General features: G+C 43.0%; 17 protein-coding genes. 5 read left to right on the top strand and 12 right to left on the bottom strand.

Annotated elements, in window-relative coordinates:
* The first annotated feature begins 167 nt into the window (after nt 1–167).
* Both FLL45_RS20570 and FLL45_RS20565 read left to right on the top strand, forming a co-directional pair.
* Nucleotides 168–1,208 (top strand): LacI family DNA-binding transcriptional regulator, encoded by a 1,041-nt coding sequence (locus tag FLL45_RS20570; protein WP_142943945.1) that lies wholly within the window; start codon nt 168–170, stop codon nt 1,206–1,208.
* 247 nt (nt 1,209–1,455) lie between these two features.
* Nucleotides 1,456–2,586, top strand: coding sequence for an HD domain-containing phosphohydrolase (locus FLL45_RS20565; RefSeq protein ID WP_142943944.1), 1,131 nt, complete (start codon nt 1,456–1,458; stop codon nt 2,584–2,586).
* Between the two features lie 4 nt (nt 2,587–2,590).
* Here the strand turns inward: FLL45_RS20565 and FLL45_RS20560 are convergent, their stop codons facing one another.
* From FLL45_RS20560 to FLL45_RS20535, 6 genes are all read right to left on the bottom strand, one after another.
* Nucleotides 2,591–3,541 (bottom strand): NAD(P)-dependent alcohol dehydrogenase, encoded by a 951-nt coding sequence (locus FLL45_RS20560; RefSeq protein WP_142943943.1) that lies wholly within the window; start codon nt 3,539–3,541, stop codon nt 2,591–2,593.
* Nucleotides 3,542–3,661: 120 nt separating this feature from the next.
* On the bottom strand, nt 3,662–4,954 hold the full coding sequence (locus tag FLL45_RS20555) for a glycoside hydrolase family 2 TIM barrel-domain containing protein (RefSeq protein WP_185964569.1): 1,293 nt from the start codon (nt 4,952–4,954) through the stop codon (nt 3,662–3,664).
* Nucleotides 4,955–4,998: 44 nt separating this feature from the next.
* Nucleotides 4,999–6,555 (bottom strand): sugar porter family MFS transporter, encoded by a 1,557-nt coding sequence (locus tag FLL45_RS20550; protein WP_142943941.1) that lies wholly within the window; start codon nt 6,553–6,555, stop codon nt 4,999–5,001.
* A gap of 18 nt (nt 6,556–6,573) precedes the next feature.
* Nucleotides 6,574–8,823 (bottom strand): glycoside hydrolase family 3 N-terminal domain-containing protein, encoded by a 2,250-nt coding sequence (locus tag FLL45_RS20545; protein WP_210247254.1) that lies wholly within the window; start codon nt 8,821–8,823, stop codon nt 6,574–6,576.
* 55 nt (nt 8,824–8,878) lie between these two features.
* On the bottom strand, nt 8,879–11,542 hold the full coding sequence (locus tag FLL45_RS20540) for a TonB-dependent receptor (protein ID WP_142943940.1): 2,664 nt from the start codon (nt 11,540–11,542) through the stop codon (nt 8,879–8,881).
* Nucleotides 11,539–15,822 carry a glycoside hydrolase family 16 protein gene (locus FLL45_RS20535; protein ID WP_142943939.1) on the bottom strand — a complete coding sequence of 1,428 codons (4,284 nt, stop codon included), beginning with the start codon at nt 15,820–15,822 and terminating at the stop codon, nt 11,539–11,541. The genes FLL45_RS20540 and FLL45_RS20535 overlap by 4 nt, the downstream gene beginning before the upstream one ends.
* Before the next feature lie 185 nt (nt 15,823–16,007).
* Between FLL45_RS20535 and FLL45_RS20530 the strand changes: the two genes are divergently transcribed.
* A complete protein-coding gene (locus FLL45_RS20530; RefSeq protein WP_142943938.1) occupies nt 16,008–17,459 on the top strand; it encodes an MFS transporter in 1,452 nt (483 codons plus the stop codon).
* Nucleotides 17,460–17,581: 122 nt separating this feature from the next.
* Here FLL45_RS20530 and FLL45_RS20525 read toward each other — a convergent pair whose 3' ends face one another.
* Together FLL45_RS20525 and FLL45_RS20520 are read right to left on the bottom strand one after the other, a co-directional pair.
* A complete protein-coding gene (locus tag FLL45_RS20525; protein ID WP_142943937.1) occupies nt 17,582–18,067 on the bottom strand; it encodes a GNAT family N-acetyltransferase in 486 nt (161 codons plus the stop codon).
* A 142-nt stretch (nt 18,068–18,209) separates the two neighbouring features.
* Nucleotides 18,210–18,851, bottom strand: a complete 642-nt coding sequence (locus tag FLL45_RS20520) for an OmpW/AlkL family protein (RefSeq protein WP_185964568.1) — start codon at nt 18,849–18,851, stop codon at nt 18,210–18,212.
* A gap of 518 nt (nt 18,852–19,369) precedes the next feature.
* Here FLL45_RS20520 and FLL45_RS20515 point away from each other — a divergent pair.
* Nucleotides 19,370–20,626, top strand: a complete 1,257-nt coding sequence (locus tag FLL45_RS20515) for a threonine synthase (protein ID WP_142943935.1) — start codon at nt 19,370–19,372, stop codon at nt 20,624–20,626.
* Nucleotides 20,627–20,643: 17 nt separating this feature from the next.
* On the opposite strand, the gene trhP is transcribed toward FLL45_RS20515, so the two are convergent.
* The gene (gene trhP / locus FLL45_RS20510; RefSeq protein WP_142943934.1) at nt 20,644–21,951 is read right to left on the bottom strand and encodes a prephenate-dependent tRNA uridine(34) hydroxylase TrhP; all 1,308 of its coding nucleotides are present in this window, start codon (nt 21,949–21,951) and stop codon (nt 20,644–20,646) included.
* Nucleotides 21,952–22,070: 119 nt separating this feature from the next.
* On the bottom strand, nt 22,071–22,694 hold the full coding sequence (locus FLL45_RS20505) for a peptidoglycan recognition protein family protein (protein ID WP_142943933.1): 624 nt from the start codon (nt 22,692–22,694) through the stop codon (nt 22,071–22,073).
* A 188-nt stretch (nt 22,695–22,882) separates the two neighbouring features.
* Between FLL45_RS20505 and FLL45_RS20500 the strand changes: the two genes are divergently transcribed.
* Nucleotides 22,883–23,449 carry an outer membrane beta-barrel protein gene (locus tag FLL45_RS20500; RefSeq protein ID WP_142943932.1) on the top strand — a complete coding sequence of 189 codons (567 nt, stop codon included), beginning with the start codon at nt 22,883–22,885 and terminating at the stop codon, nt 23,447–23,449.
* A 138-nt stretch (nt 23,450–23,587) separates the two neighbouring features.
* Here FLL45_RS20500 and FLL45_RS20495 read toward each other — a convergent pair whose 3' ends face one another.
* Together FLL45_RS20495 and FLL45_RS20490 are read right to left on the bottom strand one after the other, a co-directional pair.
* The gene (locus FLL45_RS20495; protein WP_142943931.1) at nt 23,588–24,520 is read right to left on the bottom strand and encodes an electron transfer flavoprotein subunit alpha/FixB family protein; all 933 of its coding nucleotides are present in this window, start codon (nt 24,518–24,520) and stop codon (nt 23,588–23,590) included.
* Entirely contained in the window at nt 24,517–25,269 is a 753-nt protein-coding gene (locus FLL45_RS20490; protein ID WP_142943930.1) for an electron transfer flavoprotein subunit beta/FixA family protein, read from the bottom strand. The genes FLL45_RS20495 and FLL45_RS20490 overlap by 4 nt, the downstream gene beginning before the upstream one ends.
* Between the last annotated feature and the right edge of the window lie 121 nt (nt 25,270–25,390).

Genomic DNA, 25,390 nt, shown 5'->3' with positions numbered 1-25,390 from the left:
TTATGGTTCTCCAACCGTTACCAGCGACACCATGCAGCTCGACAAACTTTTTGTCGGGCTTTTTTTTGCCTTTTCGGCAAACAGCTTAAACTAAAGACAGCGCTGTCGTAATTCTTGCGAAAACCGTGTAAACTATTGAAGTTAATAGGAAATGGAGCAATTTTGGTTTGCCTAAATCGCTGATCTACGATGTTGCACAACGAGCGGGTGTCTCGATTAAAACCGTGTCACGGGTTGTCAATAATGAGCCCAACGTGAGAGAAAATACGCGCGAAAAAGTTCTCGCAGTCATTAAGGAATTAAATTACCGCCCCAATGCGTCCGCGAGAAAATTGGCTAGTCAAAAGTCCTATTTAATCGCACTCCTCTACGACGATCCAAGCCTCTATGATAATCCGAGTTCTAACTACGTCTTAAATTTGCAGCAAGGCGCTTTACGAATCTGCAAATCAGAAACCTATGATTTGTTAATTCATCCGTGTGATTATCGAGATAAAAACCTCAACCAAGAGGTTTCTTCTTTAATCCATAATTCTAGAGTGGATGGACTTTTATTGGCCCCTCCTCTTTCTGATCAAAAGTCGCTCATTGAGACTATTGCAGCTACCGATACGCCTTTCGCCTTAATTTCACCAGGCAACAAGACGCTCACACCGCTTTCGGTCTTTACTAATGATCGAGAGGTGAGCGCTGAAATGACGGAATATCTCGCTTTTCTGGGACACAAAAAAATCGCTTTTATAAAGGGCGATCCTGAACACAAAGCATTACAAGAGCGATACTCCGGCTTCAAAGATGGCATGAGAAATTCGGGTTTAAAAATTGAGAAGAACTTTGTCAAAAATGGCGACAACTCTTTTGGGTGCGGTGAGCTATTTGCCAAACAACTGTTGTCACTCAAAAATCCACCAACTGCAATATTCTGTTGCAATGACGATATGGCTAACGGCGTCCTGCGGACGGCTTACAAAATGGGTATCAAAGTGCCGGACTCGCTGAGCGTAGCGGGTTTTGACGATATTCCTCTTGCAGAGCAAACTAATCCATCCTTAACTACCATTCGTCAGCCGGTTCGCTCGATGACTGAGCACGCCTTAGAAATACTGATGGATAAAGTTAAAAACCGAGAGTCAAAAATTTCTCCAGACGATTTATTAATTAAAGCGAAGCTAGTCATTCGAGAGTCGACCGGCAAAGCCCCGTCATAAGATAACGGCATAATTGCTAGATTGACGACTATCCTATGTAACGCTCTCATAGGGTATCCATTAGTTTGATCTCAATCCATGCAGAATCGCTTAAACAAAGCTATGCTTATAGCCTAAGCAATATCGTGCAATAAGCCTCCGTACCAATATCAATTAATCGAATGATTTATATTAGCTGTGCAAGCACTTTTAATGGTTACAAAGGCTATGTTGTTAACTTGAAACCTTACAGTGAAATTGTCAGCCCATGCTTCAAGATAAGCAAAATATAATTGCAACCATTGGTGAAAAATCGCCGCTTAACAGTAAGTTAAGCCGCATTTATGACTTGATCAAGCAACATCATCCTTACATCTCGCGAATTGCTGTGGCCCTCTATGATAGCCAAGAAGATTTATTAAAAACGTTTCTGTATTGTGCTGAGGCGAAAACACCACTTCCTTGGTACCAAGCGAAACTTTCTGAAAGTCCCTCCCTAGTCGAGATTGCAAAAAGCGGTCAGCCGCGAATATTGAATGACATCAGCGAATCAATCGATCCGACAAAAACTCATAGTAAGGCGATTATAGAAGCAGGATATTGTTCTAGTTACACCTTACCAATGATTTATGAAGGTCATTTTTTTGGCTTTATTTTCTTCAATTCACACCAACCGAATGTTTTTACCGAACAGTCGGCACCAGAGTTCGATATGGTTGGCTGTATGATCACTTTGTTGATTTACAACGAACATTCAAATATCAATACCTTGGTTGCGACGGTAAAATCAGCGATTGATGTTACTCATTTTCGCGATCCAGAGACTTGTACTCATTTAGAGCGAATGTCTCGCTACGCGAGAATTATTACAAGAGAACTCGCGCCAAAATATAACTTTGACGACTCGTTTATCGAGCATGTGTTTTTATTCGCGCCGCTCCATGACATTGGTAAAATCAATATTCCAGATTCGGTTCTCTTAAAGGAAGGCAAGCTATCCGACGAGGAATTTGAAATCATGAAAAAGCATGTTGAGTGCGGTCGTGAGCTGATTGACTCATTGCTCTCCAATTTTGGCTTGGGTAGTATCAACTATGCCGGTATTTTACGAAATATTATTCTATACCATCATGAATACTTAGATGGCAGCGGATATCCTTATGGGCTAACTGGCGAGAGTATTCCTATTGAATCAAAAATAGTCACCACCGCAGATATTTTTGATGCCTTAACCAGTCGACGTCCCTACAAAAAAGCCTGGACCAACCAACAAGCATTCGATGAATTGCGAAGGCTTAGTCAATCAAAACTAGACAAAGAATGTGTTGAAGCACTCATTAGTAATCAACAAGCCATCATCGAAATCCAATCTAAATTTGTTGAAAACGAATTCGGCTAAAGTATTAATCAAATTTGATACAAATTTTTCCGACGGTATGCTTAGTCTCGATATGTCGATGAGCATCTGCAGCTTGTTCTACGGGATAAACTTTTTCTACAAAAGGAACTAACTGTTCCTGTTCTATCCATCCTTTTAATAAGCTTAAATCTTTCGCATTCGATTTTACTTCAACCAACCGATTGACTTTCGAAATCCCAAGACGTCCAAGCGCTTCTCCCCAAAAATTAACCAGTTTAGGCACTGTACTCACATAAATGCCACTTTTGAGTAACTGTTTGCTGAATGCTTTACGGGTCATTTTACCAAACACGTCAAAAACTAAATCAAATTGTGCATCAATTTTATGTGCTGGACTTAAGCGATAATCATGAACAGTATCTGCTCCAAGAGATTGAACAAAGTGAGTATTTTTGTGGCTACAAACCGCATCGACTTGAGCGCCGAAAATTTTTGCTATTTGCACAGCAAAGTGACCAACACCGCCACTAGCCCCATTAATTAAAACTCTTTGCCCTGACTTCAGCCTTCCACAATCTCTCAACGCTTGCAAAGCGGTAAGCGCAGCAAGCGGCACCGTTGAGGCATTTTCTAAAGGGATATTAAGCGGAGCTTTGGCAACCTCACCTTGGTTGAGCTTGGCGAATTCACAATGCAGTCCACCAGAAAAATGGTTTGTCATTCCGAATACGTGGTCCCCCACTTTAATATGCGTCACTTGATCACCCACTTCAGCCACAATGCCAGACACATCCATCCCCGAAACTCGAGGTAACGGATCGCGAGCAAGTGTTTTACTGAACATACCTTTTCGTAGGAGAATATCTTTAGGGTTTAACCCACCCGCTGTCGCTTGCAGAATCACACTCTCTGGATCGAGCTTTGGCTTAGGCCACCCGTCAACCCACTGTATATTTTCTGCCGGACCAAAGTGTCGATAAATTAACGCTTTCATTAGAGTCTGTCTCACCTTTTTGGTCTTTTTACCAAAAAAAAGCCCCGACTACAAAAATAAGAGGACCATTGTGTAGACGGGGTGTTCGGGAAGTAGAAACAATTAGACGCTAAACGCTCATCACTCCACATAAAAGGGGATGTTGGCATGCGCCGCATGCCCTTGACCATCATAAACGTAAACAAATAGCCGGTAAGCACCCGGCCGCTTGGGAGTCGTAAAAGATATTTCACTTTTATTTAATCGATTAACAGTACTATCGATATTAGCGATATCTTTTTCAAAATCTCCGCCGACTTTCTTCGAATCGCTTTCAGGCTTGATTTCCCAGCGATAACTTAATGTATCGCCATCAGGATCGGATGAATCAACTATAGCAACATAGTCGTTACTCGCTTCTAGCTTTACGTTTTGGTGAGCATTTTTATTATCTAACAGCATTTGATTTAAACGGGGAGAACGATTTTTTGGCCACTTGTTATTCCAGATAAAATGCATAACATCAACACTTTCTGTCTCCATTCCAGAGTCTGTGAACATACCAAACCAAGTTGGCGTTCTTTCTTGTTTTTGCCCCCATAAGAACACATGATTGCCAATGACTCTTGATGATTGTGTTGCAATTTTCTCGTTATACCCTCGCAAAGTATTTTGAGCTTTTTGAGTGCTGGTCATTTCTATCGGCGCACCCCAGCTGGTTTTCGGCATTTCCCAAAACCCGACGGTGCCCCACTCTGTCACCATGTATGGACCATCATAGTCTGTTTGCTCGATAAACTCTGGTAGAAGGGCAAGCTGTCCATACACTTGCATACTGACAAAGTCGAGTGCAGGCGCTCTTTCTTGAATATCTTTGAGTACTCTTTTTTCTAGACCTGCAACGGTAGTTGTCGTGGGATGATAAGGATCAATTTCCTTAATCATTTTAGCAACATCATTAACCGCGTTGTAAACATCCGAGTTGGTATAATCGAAGTTTAATTCGTTACCGATTATCCACGTGAGTAACGCCGGATGGTCTTTATATTTAAGCACTTCGCCACGCATAAAATCCAATTGCTTTTTAACGGCTACTGGATCACTGTAGTTGAATCCCCAGTGTTCTTTACTCATCGGCAAACATAACGATACCGTCAGCCCCAGCTCATGTGCTTTGTCTAAAATCGATAAGGTCGACTCTTTTTCATTTGTCGTAGTCCAGTTTCGTATTGAATTACCGCCATGTTTAACAAATGCCTCAAAATCACTTACTTCAATTCCTGCACCTTTAATATGATAGGGCTTTCCACCACGATAAAGTTGAAAATTTCCATCAACATTTTTTATCTCAACTTTTACTGGCTGAAAGGCTTGAATACATCCGCCGATAATCAATAGCGCTGAAGCAATGAATAATTTTAAACTGACCTGCATATTGTTGCCTTTAAAATTGGTTACCTTCGACATTACCTTGAAAGCTATGCTGAAAGCGGCGCAATCTCCTGTTCTATCTGTTCAAGTGTTTTTTGTTTGGTTTCAGGTAAATACTTGGCGACGAATACAAAACCGGCGACTGCTACAACTGCGTATATCAAAAAGGTAATAGCACTGCCCCAATTCTCTAATTCCCAGGGAAATAAAAGTTGCACACCAAAACTTGTCGCTGAGTTCACCAAGCCTACAAATGAAATAGCAACCGCCCTAACTTGATTGGGGAATATTTCTGAGAACAACACCCACATTACCGGTCCTAGTGACACCGCAAAACACGCAACAAATCCGAGAATGCCAAACAAAACTAAGCCCGTATTAATATCAATTGAAGCCCTGAGCAATGTGGTCTCGTGAGTTTTGTAAAACGGTTCACCAAAGGTCTTCACTATTGCGTCTCGAAATTCAAGTTCGCTTTCAAATTGAGTATCACCTAATATCTTTAATTCGTGCTCCGACACTTTGGCGCTTGCGACAAAACCAGTAATTTTATCATCGCTCAACTGGTAGGTAGCCGAACCAAAGCTAGCTGCCAGTATTGACATACAAATAGCAATTCCAGCTAACCCAGAGAGCAGCAAAGCTCTACGGCCAACACTGTCGATAAATTTAATTGCAACTAAAGTAAAAACCAAATTGACTAAACCAACCAGTACTGCCTGCAAGAAAGCGGTATCAGTTGCAACGCCCGACTGTTCAAATATAATCGGGGCATAAAAGAATACCGCATTGATGCCAGTTAATTGTTGAACAATGCCGATGACAATACCGATCGTTAACACGAGTGTTAATGCGGGTTGAAAAAGCTTACGCCAAGCTTTAATTAATGAATCTTGTGTTTCTCCTTTGTCTTCCGCAGTTAACTCCGCTTTCGCTTGCTCACGACCACAAGTTTTTGACAAGACTTCGAGGGCAGCCTCAGGGTGTCCATTTCGCGCTAACCAACGTGGGCTTTCTGGTACAAATAATAAAGCGATGAAATATAAAAAAGCGGGTAGCGCTTCGACGCCTAACATCCAGCGCCACGCATTTTCAGTCGCGATAAGGCCAACCGCATCAACGCTTACTTTAAGAATAAAATAGTTGCTAAAAAATGCGACTGAAATCCCAACAACAATATTAAGTTGGTTAAGCGAAACAAGTCTTCCTCGTTTTGCGGGAGGCGAAATTTCAGCAATATAAACCGGCGCAATAATCAGTGCTGCACCCACACCTAGCCCACCAAGCATCCTCGCAAATACCAACCACTCGTAAGTGGGTGCGATTGCTGAAAGGATCGCCGATATAGCAAATGCAGCGGCCGCGGTGCGCAGAACGAGTAACCGGCCAAAACGTTCACTTAATGATCCTGAAACCAACATTGCGAAAGTCGCCGCCAGAGTTAAAGAGGCAACTGACCAGCCGAGTTGGATTTTGGTTAGGTTAAATTCTTCCTCGATAGCACCAACCACACCGGAAATGACCGACGCGTCAAACCCCATTAAAAAGCCACCGAGCGCGACTATCAATGAGAGTTTTAAACCATAACGATCTGCGTCAGTCATGCTTTTAGTCCAGAGGGATTATTCTGTTAATTCAAATTCAGCACAGAGGTCGGCGAGAGACGAGCCGCCAACCCACAAATGAAACTTGCCTGGCTCGGCGCCCCATTTACCCTTGCGGTTATAAAAGGCCAAATCACTAGCCGTCAATTTAAACGTAACAGTCGTTTCCTCGTTAGGACCTAGTGCGATTCGCTTGAATCCTTTTAACTCTTTAACCGGACGCGTGACGCTTCCAACCAAGTCTCTCGTGTAAAGCTGGACAACTTCTTCAGCTTGACATGCCCCGGTATTTTTTAAATTAACTGTTACTGTCAATTCTTCTCGCGGAGCAATCTTGCTTGCACTTAGCTGAAGTTGGCTATATTCAAATTCACCATAGGATAATCCATGACCAAACGCAAACAATGGTTTATAACCAGCATCCAAGTAAAACGCAGTCATACCCAAAGAAGTCTGCGGCGCAAATTCTTCGATCTCATCCATCAGGATAACCTTTTCTTTGCTGGGCGGTCGTCCTGTATTTTTATGGTTGTAATACATCGGCACCTGACCAACCACTGAAGGAAAAGTAACCGGTAATTTTCCGCTCGGTGATACTTTTCCAAAGACAACATCGGCAATTGCAGCACCGCCCATGGTTCCCGGATGCCATGCAAATAATATCGCGTCACAATAGTCAACGACATTACCGAGGGTAATCGAGCGCCCAGCTAATACCACCAGAATAATTGGCTTGCCCGCAGCATGCAGCGTTTTAACCAGCTCAACCTGCGCGCCAGGTAAATCAATATCGGCTCGACAATGTGCTTCACCAGATAGAATCGATTCTTCTCCGAGACACAGTATTACGGCATCGGATGCTTTAGCGACTTGTAAGGCATCATCAAACGCCTCGGTTGATTCACTGCGAGAATTTGCTAAGGCTTTGCAATAATTGACCTTGGTACTGTCTCCAACGAACGACTGTATTCCGTTAAGCGCGGTGACGCTAAACGTAGCGTCGCCATCAAAAATCCAAGTTCCTAATTGCTCATAAGGCGCATCAGCCAAAGGTCCAATAACCGCTAGCGAAGCGATATTGTTGGATAACGGTAAAGTATCATTATCGTTCTTTAATAAAACCAAACTTTGTACAGCAGATTCTTTAGCCACTTTGAGAGCCTCAGGATAAGCAATACCCGGATAGTCGGAAGGATTGGTATACGGATTATCAAATAGTCCCAGGCGGAGTTTCGTTCGCAGGACATTGGCGACCATTTGATCTAACTTTTCAGTGGAAAGCTGACCACTTGTAACTAAATCTTCAAGATGCCCTGAAAAACATTTACCCGCCATTTCCATGTCAATGCCGGCGACACTTGCCAGCAGCGCAGCGGACTTCTCTCCATCAGCAATACCATGATCTTCCAACTCCCCTACTGCGTTCCAATCACTAACGACAGTACCATCAAACTTCCACTCATCTCTGAGTACATCGGTTAACAGATAGTCATTGGCCGTTGCTGGCACGCCATCGATGTCTGAAAAAGACGCCATTAATGTTTCCGCTCCTGCGTCCACCGCAGCTTTAAACGGACGCAAATAGACATTATGCATTTCATTATCAGGAATGTTAGTTGCGCTGTAATCTCGTCCTCCTTCTGCAGCGCCATATCCCACAAAATGTTTAACACATGCAGCAATTGAGTTTTTATCGCTAAGATTTTCTCCTTGAAAGCCTTTGACCATTGCGGCACCAAGCTCACCCGCTAAATAAGGATCTTCGCCTAAACTCTCGGCAATTCTTCCCCACCTTGGGTCACGAGAAATATCGACCATTGGCGCGAACGTCCAATTAATGCCAGTCGATGCAGCTTCAGTCGCTGCAATAACCGCACCTTGTTTTACCAATTCGGGATTCCAACTCGCGGCCTGCCCCAATGGAATAGGCATCACCGTCTTGAAGCCATGAATGACATCACGCGCGATCAACAATGGAATCTTCAAGCGGCTTTCTTCTAATGCAATTCTTTGAAGCTCGTTTATCGTTTCAACGTTTGTTTGATTGAGAATGGAACCTAACGAGCCATTGCGAATTGACATCGCTAAATACGCTACTGCATGTTCGCCTGTTCCATCTTGCATGTTAAGTTGGCCGATTTTCTCAGCCAAGGTCATCTGCTCAATTAACGCGTTTACTTTAGTTTCCACCGATTGCATCTCTTGCTTCTTCCATGGTGCGTTGATTTCATTTTTGTTAGTACTACTAATATCGTTTACTGCGTTCATATATTAAAAATCAAAAATTAAAAATCTAACCTAGTGTTAAATCATTAAGCCAAAGTTAAAAATCAAAGTTATACGCGCCGCGCACGCCGAAGCTGCGTGGAGCATTCCAGGTGAATAAAGGTGCGTCAGGTTGATTGCTGTCTACCCAGTAGGTTTGAAAACGCTCGTCAGTAACATTGTTAACAAACGCTTCAACCCACCATGCAGCGCTTGAATCTGTATAGCGGAGCGTCGTGTCTAAAGTACCTATTGCGTCACGCTTGTCTGATAACGCTGGGATTGCATCAAAATTACCTTCTGTGAAATGCATTTCATCTTCCCAATGAACTTTTACCCATGAGGTTAATGTCGCACCATTGCTCATTTCAAAGTCATGAGAATAATCGAGCGTAAATGAAATTGGGGCAGCATAAGGTAATTCGTTGCCTTCAATGTTATTCACACCAGAACCATCATCTTGCGGTACACAAGCAAACTGAGGACCTGCTTCTGCCCGTTGGTCACAGAAATAAGCTTCACCGGCATAACCAGGCCAGCTTAAGAAAGCAGTATCCAAGATACCTAATCCACCTGAGAATCGACCGTTATCCCAAGGACGATAAACCCATTCGACTTCAAGTCCTTTAATCTCTGCTTCACCAGCGTTTGAAGTCACCAAAGTACCGATCTCTTGGAGTGGAAGCACTGGTGTGCCAGGTGGATCTTCAACAACACCAACTGTTCTGAATTGAGAAACTTGTTTGTTGGTAAATTCAGTAAAGAATGTCGACACCGTTAAACGCAGCTTTTTATCGAGGAAAGTGCCTTTATAGCCAAACTCGTAGTTGAGGACTTCTTCCGGCTCGAAAGAGAAAAACTCAATACGTCCACAGCGACAAACATCAACACCATCCCCAAAAGCGCCTGCTTTTGATCCGGTCGCTGCATAGAAATACATATAGGAATCAACATCTAAGTCATAATCGATACCAATTCGCCAGTTATCCGCATCAAAAGTCTCTTTGTTGTCGTTAATATCAAAAGTTTGGTAATTATTGAACCGATCTTGTGACCCCATACCAAAGGTCAAATCTGCACTAGTATATTGTGGCAATAGTAGTTCATCAGTTTGACCTGGTGTTTGTGGGAAACCATCAAATGGAATCAAACCAGCACTCCAACTGCACCCTGCACCGCCGTAACAACCGATGTTTCTCCCGCCTCTATCTTCCCGCGTATCCTCGGTATAACGATACCCAAACGTCAGATGTAAGTTTTCTGTCGCATGCCAGGTCATCTGTGCAAAGATAGCAGAAGAGTCTAAAAGCCTCTCCGGCTGTACGAATGAAATCCCACCAAGCGCGCCAAGCGAACAACAAAAAGGTTGCTCAACGTCAAATATGATGCTGTTATCTTCGCTAAAGTTAAATAAACCAACTATCCAGTTTATATCGTCGGTCGCTCCTTGGAATTGGAGTTCATGTGAAATTGATGTGTATTCAGACTCGGCAGTAGCAAGGTATAAACTTGGCCAAGGTTGGTTTCGATTAAGCCATCCCGTATTAGGTCCAGGCACGGCACGCCAGCCCATATCACCATCCCATTGTTGAGCACGTTCTTGTCGCGCCCAACCGAAATTATAAACCAGCGCAACGTCCTCATTGATATCCCAATTAAAATGGCTTCTCAACGCATCCATTGTCATATCGAGAAAACCAGGAACATTGGGATCTACATAGTCAATGCCTCCACCGTTATACTGACAAAGCTCTACATTAACTTCGCAGTTAGGCGCGATTGGCCAACCGGCAGAATTATCTTGAGCGGTCTCTAAGCTAATATGCCAATTGAAATCATAGTCTGTTGGCTCCCATAATCCGGCGACACGAAATGCCCAGCGATCAGAGTTGCCATAGTATTCATCTTTACCAACGGGACGATTCCATCTTTGATCCATATCAGGAATTCCATCTGGTCCCTGATTACCAATACCTGCTAAGTCTTTAGTACCAGAATCTTGATCAGCGAAACCATCTCGCTTTTCAACAAAGAAGTTCGAACGGATTGCAAAAGTGTCGGTTAAAGGAACATTCACAGTACCCAATACATTCCTTTGGTTAAAGTTACCAAACTCTGAACCTATCGTGCCAAAATAACCTTCTTGAGACGGCTTTGCAGTAATCACGTTAACTGAACCTGCTGCCGAGTTACGACCAAATAAAGTTCCTTGCGGCCCACGCATAACTTCAATGCGCTCTAGGTCGAACATTAAAGCGACCGCGCCTTGTGGACGCGGCGAATAAACACCGTCAACATGGAACGCCACACTCGGGTCGCCAATCTCGGTAAAGTTATTACTATTGATACCGCGCATGGTTAATTGAACACCACTATCAGAAGGCGACATTGATACATCAAAGTTAGGAACCATGTCTGACATATCGCGAATATCTTTAACACTATTCTGGGTGAGTTGCTCTTGATCGAAAACTGAAATAGCAATCGGTGTTTTCATTAAATCTGTTTCAGTTTTTGTGGCCGTTACAATAACAACATTTTCATCATCGTCATCATCGTCTGGTTGCTCTGCTTCAGCCGCTTTCAAGTTCAACGCTGCCGCGCAAATGAACATCGATAATGAAGCAATCAATAAACGCTTAGTCTTATTTTTATTCATAGCTGCCTGACTCCAAGTTCCAATGTTTTCCATGTTGATTAATTGATTAAGCTTGATGCTCATAGCGTGCCTCCAAAGGAAACATCATCCCAATAGTAAGTTTTATCTCCCGCATCATTTCCTGTCGTACCGAAGTTAAAGAAAATGACAACCTTGTGATAGTTTTGATTAACGTCGAGCGCAGGCGTGTCCGTCACATTATTAGAAAAGTCGAAGGTTAAAGTTTCCCAGGCGTTTGCTTGTGTTGTTAATACTTCTGTTTCAACAGAAATAGAACCTTCACTGGCGTTTTCAACTTTTAATCGAACTGGTATTCCTGCATCTGGAGAATACACTCTCACAGTCAAGCTCGTAGCACTGGCAGTAAAAGGAATTTCATTAGCGAGTCCGCTCGAAGCTCCCATTACAGCACCTGACCATAACTCTGCACCGGGTGGTTTATTGAGCATCGCGACGGTATTCATTGAGTCGACAGGATCTTCAACTCCGTCCATCGCAGACGCATTTCCGAAAGCAACGATATCATAGTTAACATTAGAATCTTCGAATGTAATTGGTAGGTTTATCGGAACACCAAATTCGACATTTTCCCAGTAGTAAGTTTTGTCTCCGGCATCCGCACCCGTCGTACCGAAATTAAAGAAAATAACGACTTTTTGATACGCTTGAGCCAAATCCAACGCCGGAGTATCGACAACATTATTACTGAAATCAAAGGTTAATGTCTCCCACTGATTGGCAACAGTCGTCGTCGCTTCAGTCTCAACAGAAATTCCACCATCAGCCGCATTTTCAACTTTCAGTCGTACAGGGATACCTGCATCCGGAGAGTAAACTCTCACCGACATCTTAGTATCAGTTGCAGTGAATGGAATATCAGTCGCGAGTCCGTTAGTTGCCCCCATTGTTGCACCAGCCCACAACTCAGCACCGACAGGCTTATTGAACATCGCTACTTTATTTGCTGAATTCTCTGGATCGTCAGCTCCTACAGTAACGCTCGCATTACCGAATGCAATTACATCGTAATCGACGCCTTCATTATCGAAAGAAATCGGTAGATCAACTTGTGCCAAACCACTCCCTGCAACGAAGGCTAAATCATCCCACAAATAGGTTTTCTCTCCGGCGGTATTGCCATAGGTACCGAAGTTGAAGAACACACTCGCTTTGTTATATTCCGCAGCAAAATCAATTGCCGGCGTGCTTGCCACGTTGTTAGTAAAGTCGAACGTCAGCATTTCCCAGTTATTAGCTTGCGTCGTTAATGCCTCAGTTTCGACGCTTACTGAGCCATTGACCGCATTTTCAACTTTTAACCTTACTGGTATGCCTGCATCTGGAGAATAGACCATTAAGGTCATGGTAGTACTGCCCGCTTCAAATGGAATCGCATTGGCAAGACCATCGGTGGCGCCAACAGTAACCCCTGCCCACAATTCGTCTCCAGCTCCTTTGGTACTGCTGGCAACGGTATTGGCAGCGTTGGCCGGGTCTTCGATTAAAGTTGTTTCTAAACCACCAAAGTCTCCCAAGTCATAATTGATAACTGCGCTTTCAAAGTCGACTGGTAGGTCTACTTGACTTGCTGGCCCAGTTGAACCAAAAGCGACATCATCCCAATAGAAGGTCTCATCTGCTCCGACTTCACCGAAGTTAAAGAAAATAATCGCTCTATTGAAAGCTACCGCGGTATCAACTCCTGCGAAATCCCAAACTAGTCTTTCCCATCCATTAGCGACTGTCGTAGTCGCCGTGATTTCAGAGAATATTGAAGCATCATCGTTTTCGACTTTGAGCATGACTGGTAGCCCTGCTGCTGGCGAGTAAACCATCATCGACATAGTCGTTGCTGTATCAGTAAATGGTATTGGCGTTGCAAAACCATCGCCTGTTCCTATTACTGTTCCCGCAAAGGTTTCTGCTCCAGCGCTTTTGATGGTCCGTGCTACAGTATTATCTGCGTTTTCGGGATCTGCTTCTAATACCGTGCTCGCACCGGCAAAATCAACTAGCGAATAATCGACCGTGTCATCTTCGAAAGTGACAGGTAGATCGATTTGCGCGAGTGGCGGAGCTTCAGTCTCAGCCTCCCAACGAATGTTATCGACACGGAAAGTTATTCCACCTGCTTGTGAGGTTGGGAACAAAACGATCCCGGTGTTGACACTCGCTAAATCCAAACCAGTGGCAGTTAAATTGGACACAGGAATTGTGATTGTCTCCCAAACCCCATCGGCGACAACACCTAGGTTTTTGTCTCCACTGGTACAAGGGAAGAAACAATCAATTTTAAATGTCATTCCATCGGTGTTATCACCGTAATCATCGACAATCAAATCGAATACAACTGCACCGGCACTGTATGCTGAAGTATCGGTTGCAGTTGTGCTTTGAATAAACCAAACACCGAATGCAGAGCTATCGTTGAAGGTGACTTCAATTACCTCGCCACGCTCGGGATCTGCATCGGTTATCACTTCCCAATTCACTTTGTTCGCAGGGTCAGTACCATCAGAGTAATTGACAAAACCTGAGCCCGAATCAGCCGCAGCAATCCCGACGTCCCATGTAGAAATATTAACTGAGTCTTCGAAAACTTCTAATGCAGGAATACCTTTCGTGCGAAGTTGCGCTTTACATGCACCAACGACATAGCATGCATTCGATACATAAATATTATCAAGGTAAACGTCAGCGCTACCATTCACTACTTCAAAAACAAATGGATTGATAACATTATCAAGAGCGACCCCCGTGCCACCACAACAGTCAACAAAGCCAGGGTTAGCTACAAGGTCGCGAAACTTAATCGAGTATGTTTTCCATTCTCCAACGGCCCACTCTGACGCAGGAATTGAGACTTGACCTAAGTTTGGAAAGCCACTATCCAGTTTTACAATCAATTCAGTTCCTTCAGCAACTGAGTTTATCTTCATGTCAAAAGCAATTTCTCCAACAGGCTCTGCAGTACTGAAGTTAAAACCAGTATCAAGCAGTGGATCGTCGGTTAAATCTTGAGAAGCCAAAAATACATTAGCGACATCATCGGCGATACTTACATGCCAAACAATATTCTCTGCATCATCTGGATCTTGAAAGTTTGGATTGCTCGTCACTGTCGCATTTTCGCCCGTAAAACCATCAACGCCGAGTGTATTGGTTGACACTTCTCCGCCGACATCTAATGAAATGGTTTCAGGACCGTCTACATACAAATCCACTCTTTCGACGTATGGATTAGCGGTTGTAGCGCCTTCAAGGTTGCCACCATCATGCATACTTAGTGGCTCAACGCTTGGATCAACCGATCCACAGCCGCGTCGCGTCGTCGGATTTGAATTAGCACACTCATAGACTCTCACATAATCAATTTCAAAAGTCTGCGGAAAAATCGTTGAAGCGTCTGGCGCGCCAACACGATTACCACCAATCGCAAAATTTAAAATCAAATGAAAAAATTCATCAAAAGGCGCATCATCGATACCAAGTGTATACGGGCCCCATGGGTCATAAAAACCGTCTTCATCTGCAGGATAATAAGTAAACCAATTGTCTTGATCTTGTGTTTGATAGTGAATGCCATCCACAAAGAATCGCATACGACCTCTTTCCCATTGCAATTCATACTCATGGAAAGTCGTATCGGCACTGTCAGCAAGTGTTGTTGAGCTTGTCGTAAAAGTGTTGGTATTTAATGGTAAGCCAGAGTGAACAGTTGAATCGGTTGTGTCGACACCATTCGCGCCATAACCAAACGCCTCCATAATGTCGATTTCACCAGACTGCGGCCAGCCACCGTAAATATCGGGATTACTATGCAATGCCCAAATCGCCGGCCAGGTTCCTTGACCTGATGGTATTCTTGCTCTTACAACAACACGGCCATAATTAAAATCAAATTTTCCTTTCGTATTGATTCGACCAGACGAGTATCCACCCTCTGCTTCCTCGCGACCTTCGATTCTTAAAATGCCGTCGGCTACAGACACATTGTCCGCGCTATAAATTTGCAACTCATTATTACCCCAACCGCATAAATCAGGACACCCATCACCTTCTTCTATATTCCACTTGGTAGTATCGACTGAATCTCCGTCAAACTCATCGGAGAAAACCAACTGCCACTCGACAACTGGCGGAACAAAATCTCCTTCAGGTTGATCCGGATCGACACCGCCACAACCGTGCAACACGATGAGTGATGCAACAATTAAAGCTTGGATTGATTGGAACGGTTTTAACAGATTTTTTAATTTAAAAAACCGGGTACTTCTGATTTGGACTAATGCCGCAAATTTTGCGTAATTCTTGTTATGGGCACGAACAATATTATTAATCATAATTTTTACCCTTTGGATGAAACTCTATTAAGCTTACTTATTATTTGATTATTAAGTTAATGACAACGCTGTCATATTGCGGTTATACTCCCAAATGACAACGCTGTCAAGAATGTGTCATTTAGGTCTGGTTACTATCTAATCAATGCCTAATAAAACTGAAATTCCAAATAAGAAAAAAGATTATGACCCAACATATTCACTACGAAACGGCTCCGCAAGACAGGATCCCCTTTATCCATAAGGTCATCTATGGTTTCGGCGCATTTGTAAATAACTTATTAGCCGCTGCGATCGGCGGAATGGTGATCGTTTTAAATCTCGGTTTGGGCATGAATCCGGCACTGGTCGGACTTCTAGCGGCCCTTCCCCGATTAACTGATGCAATCACCGATCCCATCATGGGATACATCTCCGATCATACAAGAAGTCGCTGGGGAAGACGCAGACCTTATATTTTTGTTGGAGCAATCGTTGTTGCGATTGTGTTCGTTCTCTTGTGGCAACTACCAGCAGGCAAATCTGAGAGTTACTATTTTTGGTATTTTCTTATTGGTTCATTTGTTTTTTATCTTGCTTACACTATGTATGCTACACCGTGGGTTGCCCTCGGATACGAACTTACCCCCGACTACCATGAACGAACTCGTTTAATGGGTGTGCAAAACTTTATGGGTCAGTTTGCGTATATGGTCGCTCCTTGGTTTTTATTTATCATGCAGTATGAAGCCTGGTTCGACAACATGGTCGAGGGTGCCGCAGGGTTATCAATCGCGATCGCGGTAGTCGTGCTTGCGATCGGAATACTGCCAGCTATTTTTCTTGTTGAAAGATTTAAAGATGCAGAATCAAACGAGGCCGGCTCAGGCTCAAAATTACCTCGAAGAAAAATTATCCTGGAAAACATTAAAGACTTTTTAAAAGGTTTTGCGACTACATTAAAATTCACCCCCTTCTTAAAACTATGCGCAGCAACATTCTTGGTTTTTAATGGATTTATATTAATCGCCTCTTTCCAGTCTTACGTCATCATCTATTACGTTTTTGGCGGCGACACCGTAGAAGGTGCGAAATTTGTGGGCTATTCAGGAACACTTGGAACCATCTGTACTTTCTTAGTCATTATGTTTGTCACCTGGATATCGACAAAGATAGGTAAACGTCATACCTTCTTCCTTGCGACTGGCATATCAGTTTTGGGCTATGGATTAAAATGGTTTTGTTACAATCCAGACCTTCCTTGGTTGCTACTTTTACCCGCCCCACTTATGGCGTTTGGTTTAGGTGGGCTATTTACGCTCATGCCGTCAATGATTGCTGACATAGTCGATTACGATGAACTGCAAACTCATGAGCGTCGTGAGGGAATGTACGGTTCAATTTTTTGGTGGGTAGTGAAACTTGGGATGGCGGCAGCGCTCGCCGCGGGCGGCTTTTTATTAAACACGACAGGCTTTGATGTAGCGCTGGGTGCTAATCAAACTGAAGACGCTATATTCTTGATGCGGTTATATGATGTACTTGTTCCTGTGATTTGTTCATTGATTGCCATCTGGGTTATTTCAACCTACGAGATTACCGAAGAGAAAGCCCACGTAATTAGAGAGCAATTAGAAGCCAGAAGAGGCACAACTTAAAATAGTGGGTTAAAAGAGGACAGGCAAGTTTCGCTTACACGGAGGCATCTTTCGTTAAAACTATTTTTTAATGAAAGGTGCTGACTACAGGATAACTAACCTTCAACTCAACAAATTATTATTTATAAAATGATTTGCCAGTAGCCTACATCGATCCACTCACCAAACTTAAAGCCAACCTGTTTGAGTTGACCGACTTTTTCAAAGCCTAAGCTTTCATGGAATTCAACGCTCGGTCGATTAGGTAAGGTGATCCCGGCTAATCCACAATGAAAACCCCTTAATCTTAATTGTTCGAGAAGTTCGAGATACAAAAGCCGACCTACCCCTTCGCGTTGATGGTTTGGTCTTACATAAACGGTTGTTTCCAAACTATAACGATAGGCACTTCTCTCCTTCCAGCGGACAGCATAAGCATACCCCATTATTTGCTCATCTGATTCGCAAACTAAAAAAGGATAGTTGCTGCTGATTGAAGCGATACGATTAATCATTTCATCAACATCGATGATTGCTTCTTCAAAAGTTGCGGTAGAATTTAGAATAAAGTGATTATATATTTCGACTAACTGATGCGCATCAGTTGTCAAACAGGATCGGATTTTCATTTCACCTAACAACAATAAAACTCTTGCTAAAGGAACACTCTAGCAAGAGTTGATATTTTTGTTAAGATTTAGCTTAGGATTGTTTAAACTCAACCAGTCTTAGATAGCTCAGCATTAACTTATCCTGTTAAATCTTTAGTCATTAAAAAGTTGTACCGACACCTAGCATGACAACCCAAGGATTAATTTCTACGTCAACAGTTGCAGCAACCGCGCCATCTAAAATAACATCGGCATCTGTTTCAATATTCATGTAGTAAACGCTTCCTGAAAAAGTCCAATCTTCAGAAATCGGCGTATCGAAGCCAAATTTAACTGCCAAACCAAAAGAATCATCAAGTGATAAACCTGTATCACCGGCTAGCGCTGTGTCTAAAGCTGGCGTCGTTTCCTCATCGAAAAATGTTGTATAGTTGAGACCGGCACCAACATGATAAGTAGTCTCATTTCCCCACTGATAGACTACGCTAAACGTTGGCGGCAAGTGTTTGGTTTCACCGATATCTAATCCCGTTAATACCCCGGTTCCTTTGATATCATGAGTAAAAGGTAATGCACCCAAAATTTCAAAGCCCCACTCATCATCAAACATATAAGTGAAGCTCAATCCTAAACCTGTATCAGCATCAACACCAACGCCACCACCAAGAACCGAGCCTGAATCATCATTCGGTGATACATGTGCTACACCTGTTCTAAACACCCAGTTCGAACCATCGTCTGCCGCCATAGTCGGTGCAGAAAGAACAGCTAAGATAGCTAAAGCGATACTTTTCTTTTTCATAATCAACATACCTTTATTAATAGTATTAAGTGCAGGTGCAGTGTAAAGCTAAGAGGATTTTCGACATTGACAAGGATCATGATCCCACTCGCATTTTAAATTTTTTTTCGTTCAAAAATTGATGTTGTTCATTTTATATTTTATCAATATTTCGTTCTCATCCTGTTCGCAAAAGCAATCGTCGGCGTTAACCAAAACCGAATAAAAAAACTCAGCCTCAAATTGATTTAGATCACACTTTTACCTTTAAAAATATTGCGCTTTAGCGATGCATATATTGCTTTTGAGATGAAATAAAACACTTGTTAACCGAATCATTCTTATGTTTTACTCTTGTTCGATAAAAACGATTAACATGATTCAAAAATAAGCGACGGTTTTGGATTTTAACAACCACTGAAATATCGGCTTTTATCTCACTTAACCCTACTACTAGCGTTAAGCGATGACTGCTAACTGAGTACACTGATTCTTCGTTTTTATCGCTACTTTAAATAACCTTGAGAAAGAGAATAATAATGAGTTTTTTTTCCCACTTTTACTGCACGGCTTGTGGTACAACCTACCCAAAGAATAAGCTAATGAACTTATGTTCTAAAGACAACCGGCCATTACAAATAGCAATTGACATCGACAAGCTCAAACAAGAAAAAACCAATTTCAGCTGGTACCGGCCAGGTGAAAAATCCATGTGGCGTTTTGGCTCATTAATGGCACTTGATATCAATGACGAAAACGATAAACAAAGTATTCTCTCTTTGGGTGAAGGCAATACACCGATAATTCCTTTAATTCATTCAACTATCGCCAAAAAACATAACTTTTCCTTATTCTTAAAAGATGAAGGTCAACCTCACCCAGGATTTGGCGCAAACCCAACCGGGAGTTTTAAAGACCGTGGAATGAGTATGGCAGTTTCAATGGCCCGTAGCTTTGGCATTAAAAAAGTCGTTGTCCCAACACAAGGCAATGCAGGTGACTCATTAACAGAGTATGCGATGGCAGCCGGTATGGAATGTACCGTTATTATGCCGGACGAGACGCCGATGCCAATACTGGGCCGAGTGTCTGCCCTGGCAAAAATCCATCCATCCATCAATCTAGAACTCGTTAAAGGAACAATCCGAGAAGCAGGTGAATTAATGAAAGAAAAATACTTACCTCAAGGTTTTTTTAATATGGCAACATTTCAAGAACCTGGCTGGCGTATTGAAGGTAAGAAAACCCTTGGTCTCGAAATAGCAGAACCTGCCGATGGCATCAATCAACCATGGAAACTGCCCGATGTGGTGCTCTACCCTACTGGTGGTGGTACCGGTATTCTCGGGATGTGGAAAGCCTTTGATGAACTTGAGGCATTAGGCTTAATCGATAGCAGAAGACCGAAAGTCATATCTGTGCAATCAACCGTTACTCCGCCCGTGGTTAATGCATTTAATAATAATGAGGCTGATACAACACCGGTTTCTGGCGGTTATACTATCGCAACCGGATTAAACGTTCCTGGCGGCGTAGGCCACTTTAAAGTTTTAGAGATTATTCGTCAAAGTGGCGGTATGGCAATTTCAGTTGACGAAGACTCGATGGGTGAACAACTTAAATCCATTTATGATCAATATCAAATTTGGATTTGCCCAGAAGGTGCGGCAACTATTGCCGCTATACCCGAAGCGGTTGAAAAAGAAATGATAAAGCCAGGTGATAAAGTCGTCGCATTTAATACTGGCTCGTTTGAAAAATATTTACCAAACATTCGAGATTTAATATTCGCTTAGATTTACACTGACCATTGTTAAGCTAATTCTTTAACGATTAAGCCGAGCAGATTGTCGTACCCCTCAGGTTTGTTGATCCAAACCTGATGTCCAGATCCCGGTGCCACAATCATCTCGCCACCGTACTGGTTAGTCATTGTCTTTAGTTTGGTTTTACGATCGCCTTTCGGTGACAGGTAAATCAACCTATCTCCAATTTGGAATCGGTTCTTCACATCAACCAAAATTTCTTGGTCTCGTTCATCAATAACTTCACCAACAAATAACTGATTATGTCTTTCAGGGCTTCCATTTAGATAGTTTTGATAGTCATCGTGCACATGACGACGAAAAAAACCTTCAGTGTATCCACGATTTGCCATTCCTTGTAGCGTATCCATTAATCCCATATCAAAAGACTTGCCAGCCACAGCATCATCGATCGCTTTGCGATAGACTTGCGAAGTCCTCGCCGCATAAAAATGACTTTTAGTTCTACCTTCTATCTTTAGACAATCAATACCAATCTCTACTAACTTGGCAACATGCTGAACTGCCCGCAGATCTTTTGAGTTAAATATATAAGTCCCGTGCTCATCCTCAAACATTGGCATTAACTCTCCGGGACGTTGTTTTTCTTCAAGCAATACCAATTTTTCAGAAGTATCTCCAATGCCCAATTGTGGATTTGGCTTCACTATCGAGACATCACCATTGTCATTTTGTTCAGCGTCATGAACTTCATACCCCCAACGACAAGCATTCGTACAAGTACCTTGATTAGGGTCGCGGTGATTAAAATAGCCTGAAAGCAGACATCGACCAGAATAAGCGATGCAAAGCGCGCCATGGACAAAAACCTCTAGTTCGATATCGGGACATTGCTGTCTAATTTCAGCGACTTCATCCAAAGATAATTCCCGTGATAGTATCACTCTTTTTATTCCGAGTGATTGCCAAAATTTTACTGCCGCATAGTTGACGGTGTTCATTTGCACCGACAAATGTATTACCGCCTCCGGCCACTTCTCTCGCACCATCATCATCAACCCTGGGTCAGACATAATCAGTGCGTCCGGATTCATTTTAACGATAGGCTCAATGTCCTTTAGAAAAGTTTTTACTTTACTGTTATGTGGCGCGATATTGGCTGCAACAAAAAACTGCTTTCCGAGAGCTTGAGCTTCTTTGATACCAACATTTAAGTGAGTCAAATTAAAACTATTGTTTCTGACACGTAGACTATATCGAGGTAGTCCGGCATAAACTGCATCGGCGCCATAAGCGAACGCATACCGCATGTGCTTTAGCGAACCAGCGGGCGCAAGTAATTCAGGTGTGAACATAAAACAGAAAGGTCTAATCAGCGGTACAAAAATTCAGGAAAACTATTATATCGCGAGTCATTTTTAGCTCAAGTTACGCGATTGACATAGATCAATCACAAACCAGATTTATTATCCCGTTAACTTAAACTATCCAGTAAACGCGACATTGGAAAGTGTTTACCAGGGCACAAAGTTTGCTCGCCCGGCGTCAATCCATGCCCAGAAATATGAGTTTTTGGTATGTCGTAGCGAGTAACTAATTGCTGACAGAGACTGACCAAAGACTGAAACTGAGGTTCGGGTACAGGATTAATCTCAAAATTACCGATCATGCAGATACCAAGCCCTCGATAATTTCTATCTCGATTTCTCGCAGAGACATGGGCTCCCCACAAATGATTTTCTTGCCGCCAGTCACTCGCTATTTCTCCCATCGCCATGCCGTTACCATTGCCAACAATAAAATGATACGGAATCGCGTCAACTGGATCGCCCGCTTGCCTCTCACGATGAATTTTTTGTAAAAATTTAATGTTGCCGTAGTTTCCGGCTGAATGGTGAATAACTATATAGCGCCAACGGTTGGGCCAGTACCAACCACTAATGCCGACACCAATTAATCCGATAGCAGATAGTTGTAAAAATTTACGTCGGGAAAAACCTTTCGAGTTATTGGCGTTTTTATTTTCAGTGTGACTATTAGCTATTTGTTCGCCTACCAAATCAGGCATGTCATTTTGCTGACAATGTTTAGAAGACATCCTTATTCCTCTCAAGTTTTATTTAACAGTGTGCTAATGATTAGGACAACGTTTTAACGACTTAATTTAACTCCCCTTAAAAAATTTGTTTCTTTTGCTAAAGCGTTGGGTTTTGTTAAGATTAACGCATCAAAATATGGCTTTTAAAAGACCGACGACTGGAAAAAATAGGTTAAAGATAAAACAAGATGAAAAATTTAGTTCATAAGAGCATCGTTTTGCTCGGTTTGTCATTGTTAGCGCTTGATCTTCACGCACAGCAACCGAGCTTTTACTTGATACCACAAGTTGGCAACGTAAACCTTTCGATAGATTCAGATTATACGCTATCCAACGTGAAGCTAAACGAAGATAACATCGAATCGGGCATTACTGCCGGCTTAATTACTGACTCTCACTTGATGGTCGAACTGAGCATTCTTCACAGCGATTCAATTGACTTTTTCGACATCGGAGATACCTACAATTTTAGTCAATATCAACTCATGCTCGGTTACCAAGTCGAGTTGAACGAGCACATTCGATTTATCCCCAAAGTCGGCTTAAGCTTTTGGGATCTTGATGGAGAGGAAGGCGTATTTTTGAATCCTGGGACGGAAGCCACCAGCAACTTAGATGGCAACGATCTCTATTGGAGTCTCGGCTTCGATTTTCCCGTCACAGAAAGAATTAGCCTTCAATTGAGTTACGCGAACAACGGTTATGAATTTGGTCGAACTGAAACCACAAGTTTTGGTGTGAGGTTTGAGTTTTAGTTCGAATGCAGGGCTCTCAGGTTTCGCCGCCTAGCGCTTGTATTCGCTGTCTGTCGCAAACCGATTAACTATCGTTTTACCGAACAGGGCAAAAAAAAGGCTCCCACCGGAGCCTTTTTTAGTTGGTACTATTGTCGTTTAAAGCGCGTCTTTTAATTCTGGCAAGACTTTAAACAAGTCTGCCACTAAACCATAATCCGCAACTTGGAAAATCGGGGCTTCTTCGTCCTTGTTTATGGCAACAATGACTTTACTGTCTTTCATACCCGCTAGATGTTGAATCGCGCCAGAAATACCGACTGCGATATACAACTCAGGAGCAACAATTTTACCCGTTTGGCCAACTTGATAGTCGTTCGGTACAAAGCCTGCATCAACGGCAGCTCGTGATGCCCCCACTGCTGCGCCTAGTTTGTCAGCGATTTCTTCTATCATGTGGAAGTTTTCACCGCTACCCATTCCTCGACCACCTGAAACAATTATGCTTGCTGCAGTTAACTCAGGACGCTCTGAAACCGTTAATTCTTGAGAGGCAAATTTCGCGTTAGCGGAAATGTGTGCCGCCGCATCGATAGTCGTGACTTCAGCGCTTCCGCCAGTTGCTGCCACGGCATCAAAACCGGTTGCTCGAACAGTGATCACTTTAACTGCGTCATTTGATTTGACGGTTGCAATCGCATTACCCGCATAAATGGGACGTTTAAATGTGTCAGCAGCTTCAACAGAGATAATGTCTGAGATTGGCTGAACATCGAGTTTTGCTCCAATTCTTGGAGTGAAGTTTTTACCAAAAGTTGTCGCCGGAGCAAGAATGTGTGTGTAACCGTCAGCATTTGCCAAAACGATTGCCGAGACACTCTCTGCAGTCGGGTGCGCAAGTTCCTCATGATCAGCGTGCAGTACTTTCGACACACCGGCTACGCCTGCCGCAGCTTCTGCGACTGCACCCGCATTACTACCAGCGACAAGTAAGTGGATGTCGCCACCAATTTGTGCCGCCGCCGCAACTGTCGTTAATGTCGCTGCACCCAGTACCTCGTTATTGTGTTCTGCAATTACTAGAATGCTCATGAGATCACCTTCGCTTCATTCTTAAGTTTTTCAACAAGTTCTTCAACCGACTCAACTTTGATTCCCGCTTCACGTTGTGCCGGTGGCTCAACTTTAAGTGTTTCAGTTCGCGGAGCGATATCCACGCCCAAATCGGCAGGCGTCATTTCTTCTAACGGCTTTCGTTTAGCTTTCATAATATTGGGCAAAGAAGCGAAACGCGGTTCATTCAAACGTAAGTCAGTTGTAACGACAGCCGGAAGTGTTAAATCAACAGTCTCTAAACCACCATCGATTTCGCGAGTGACGGCGACTTTACCGTCAGCAACATTCACTTCAGAAGCAAATGTTCCTTGTGGCCAATCTAACAGGGCAGCCAGCATTTGTCCCGACTGGTTGTTATCGCCATCAATTGACTGTTTGCCCATAATCACAAGCTCTGGTGACTCTTTTGCGACGACTTCTTTCAATAACTTTGATACGGCTAACGGCTGAACTTCGTCATCAGTTTTGACTAAAACTGCACGATCTGCACCAAGCGCCAAGGCAGTTCTTAGCGTTTCTTGTGCTTGAGCTGGGCCAATAGAAGCAACAACGATTTCCGTTGCGACACCTTTTTCCTTTAATCGAACCGCTTCTTCTACAGCAATTTCGCAGAATGGGTTCATGGACATTTTCACGTTAGCGGTTTCTACGCCAGACTGGTCGTCTTTGACACGTACCTTGACGTTGTAATCGACAACACGTTTAACTGTCACTAAAATTTTCATGCAGACACCTGTTGGTTGTTTCTTGGGTTAAATTTAAGCTAATAGTCGCTTCGTCAGTGCTAGGTTTCAACATCTTGCGCCAGCTGTCTATCGACAAAAGTCAGTTCCTAGCCAAATCAAA

The sequence above is a fragment of the Aliikangiella marina genome (assembly GCF_007004765.1).
Lineage (GTDB): Bacteria > Pseudomonadota > Gammaproteobacteria > Enterobacterales > Kangiellaceae > Aliikangiella > Aliikangiella marina.
The sequence above is the reverse complement of the archived record's forward strand: the minus strand, read 5'-3'. Positions and strand labels throughout refer to the sequence as shown.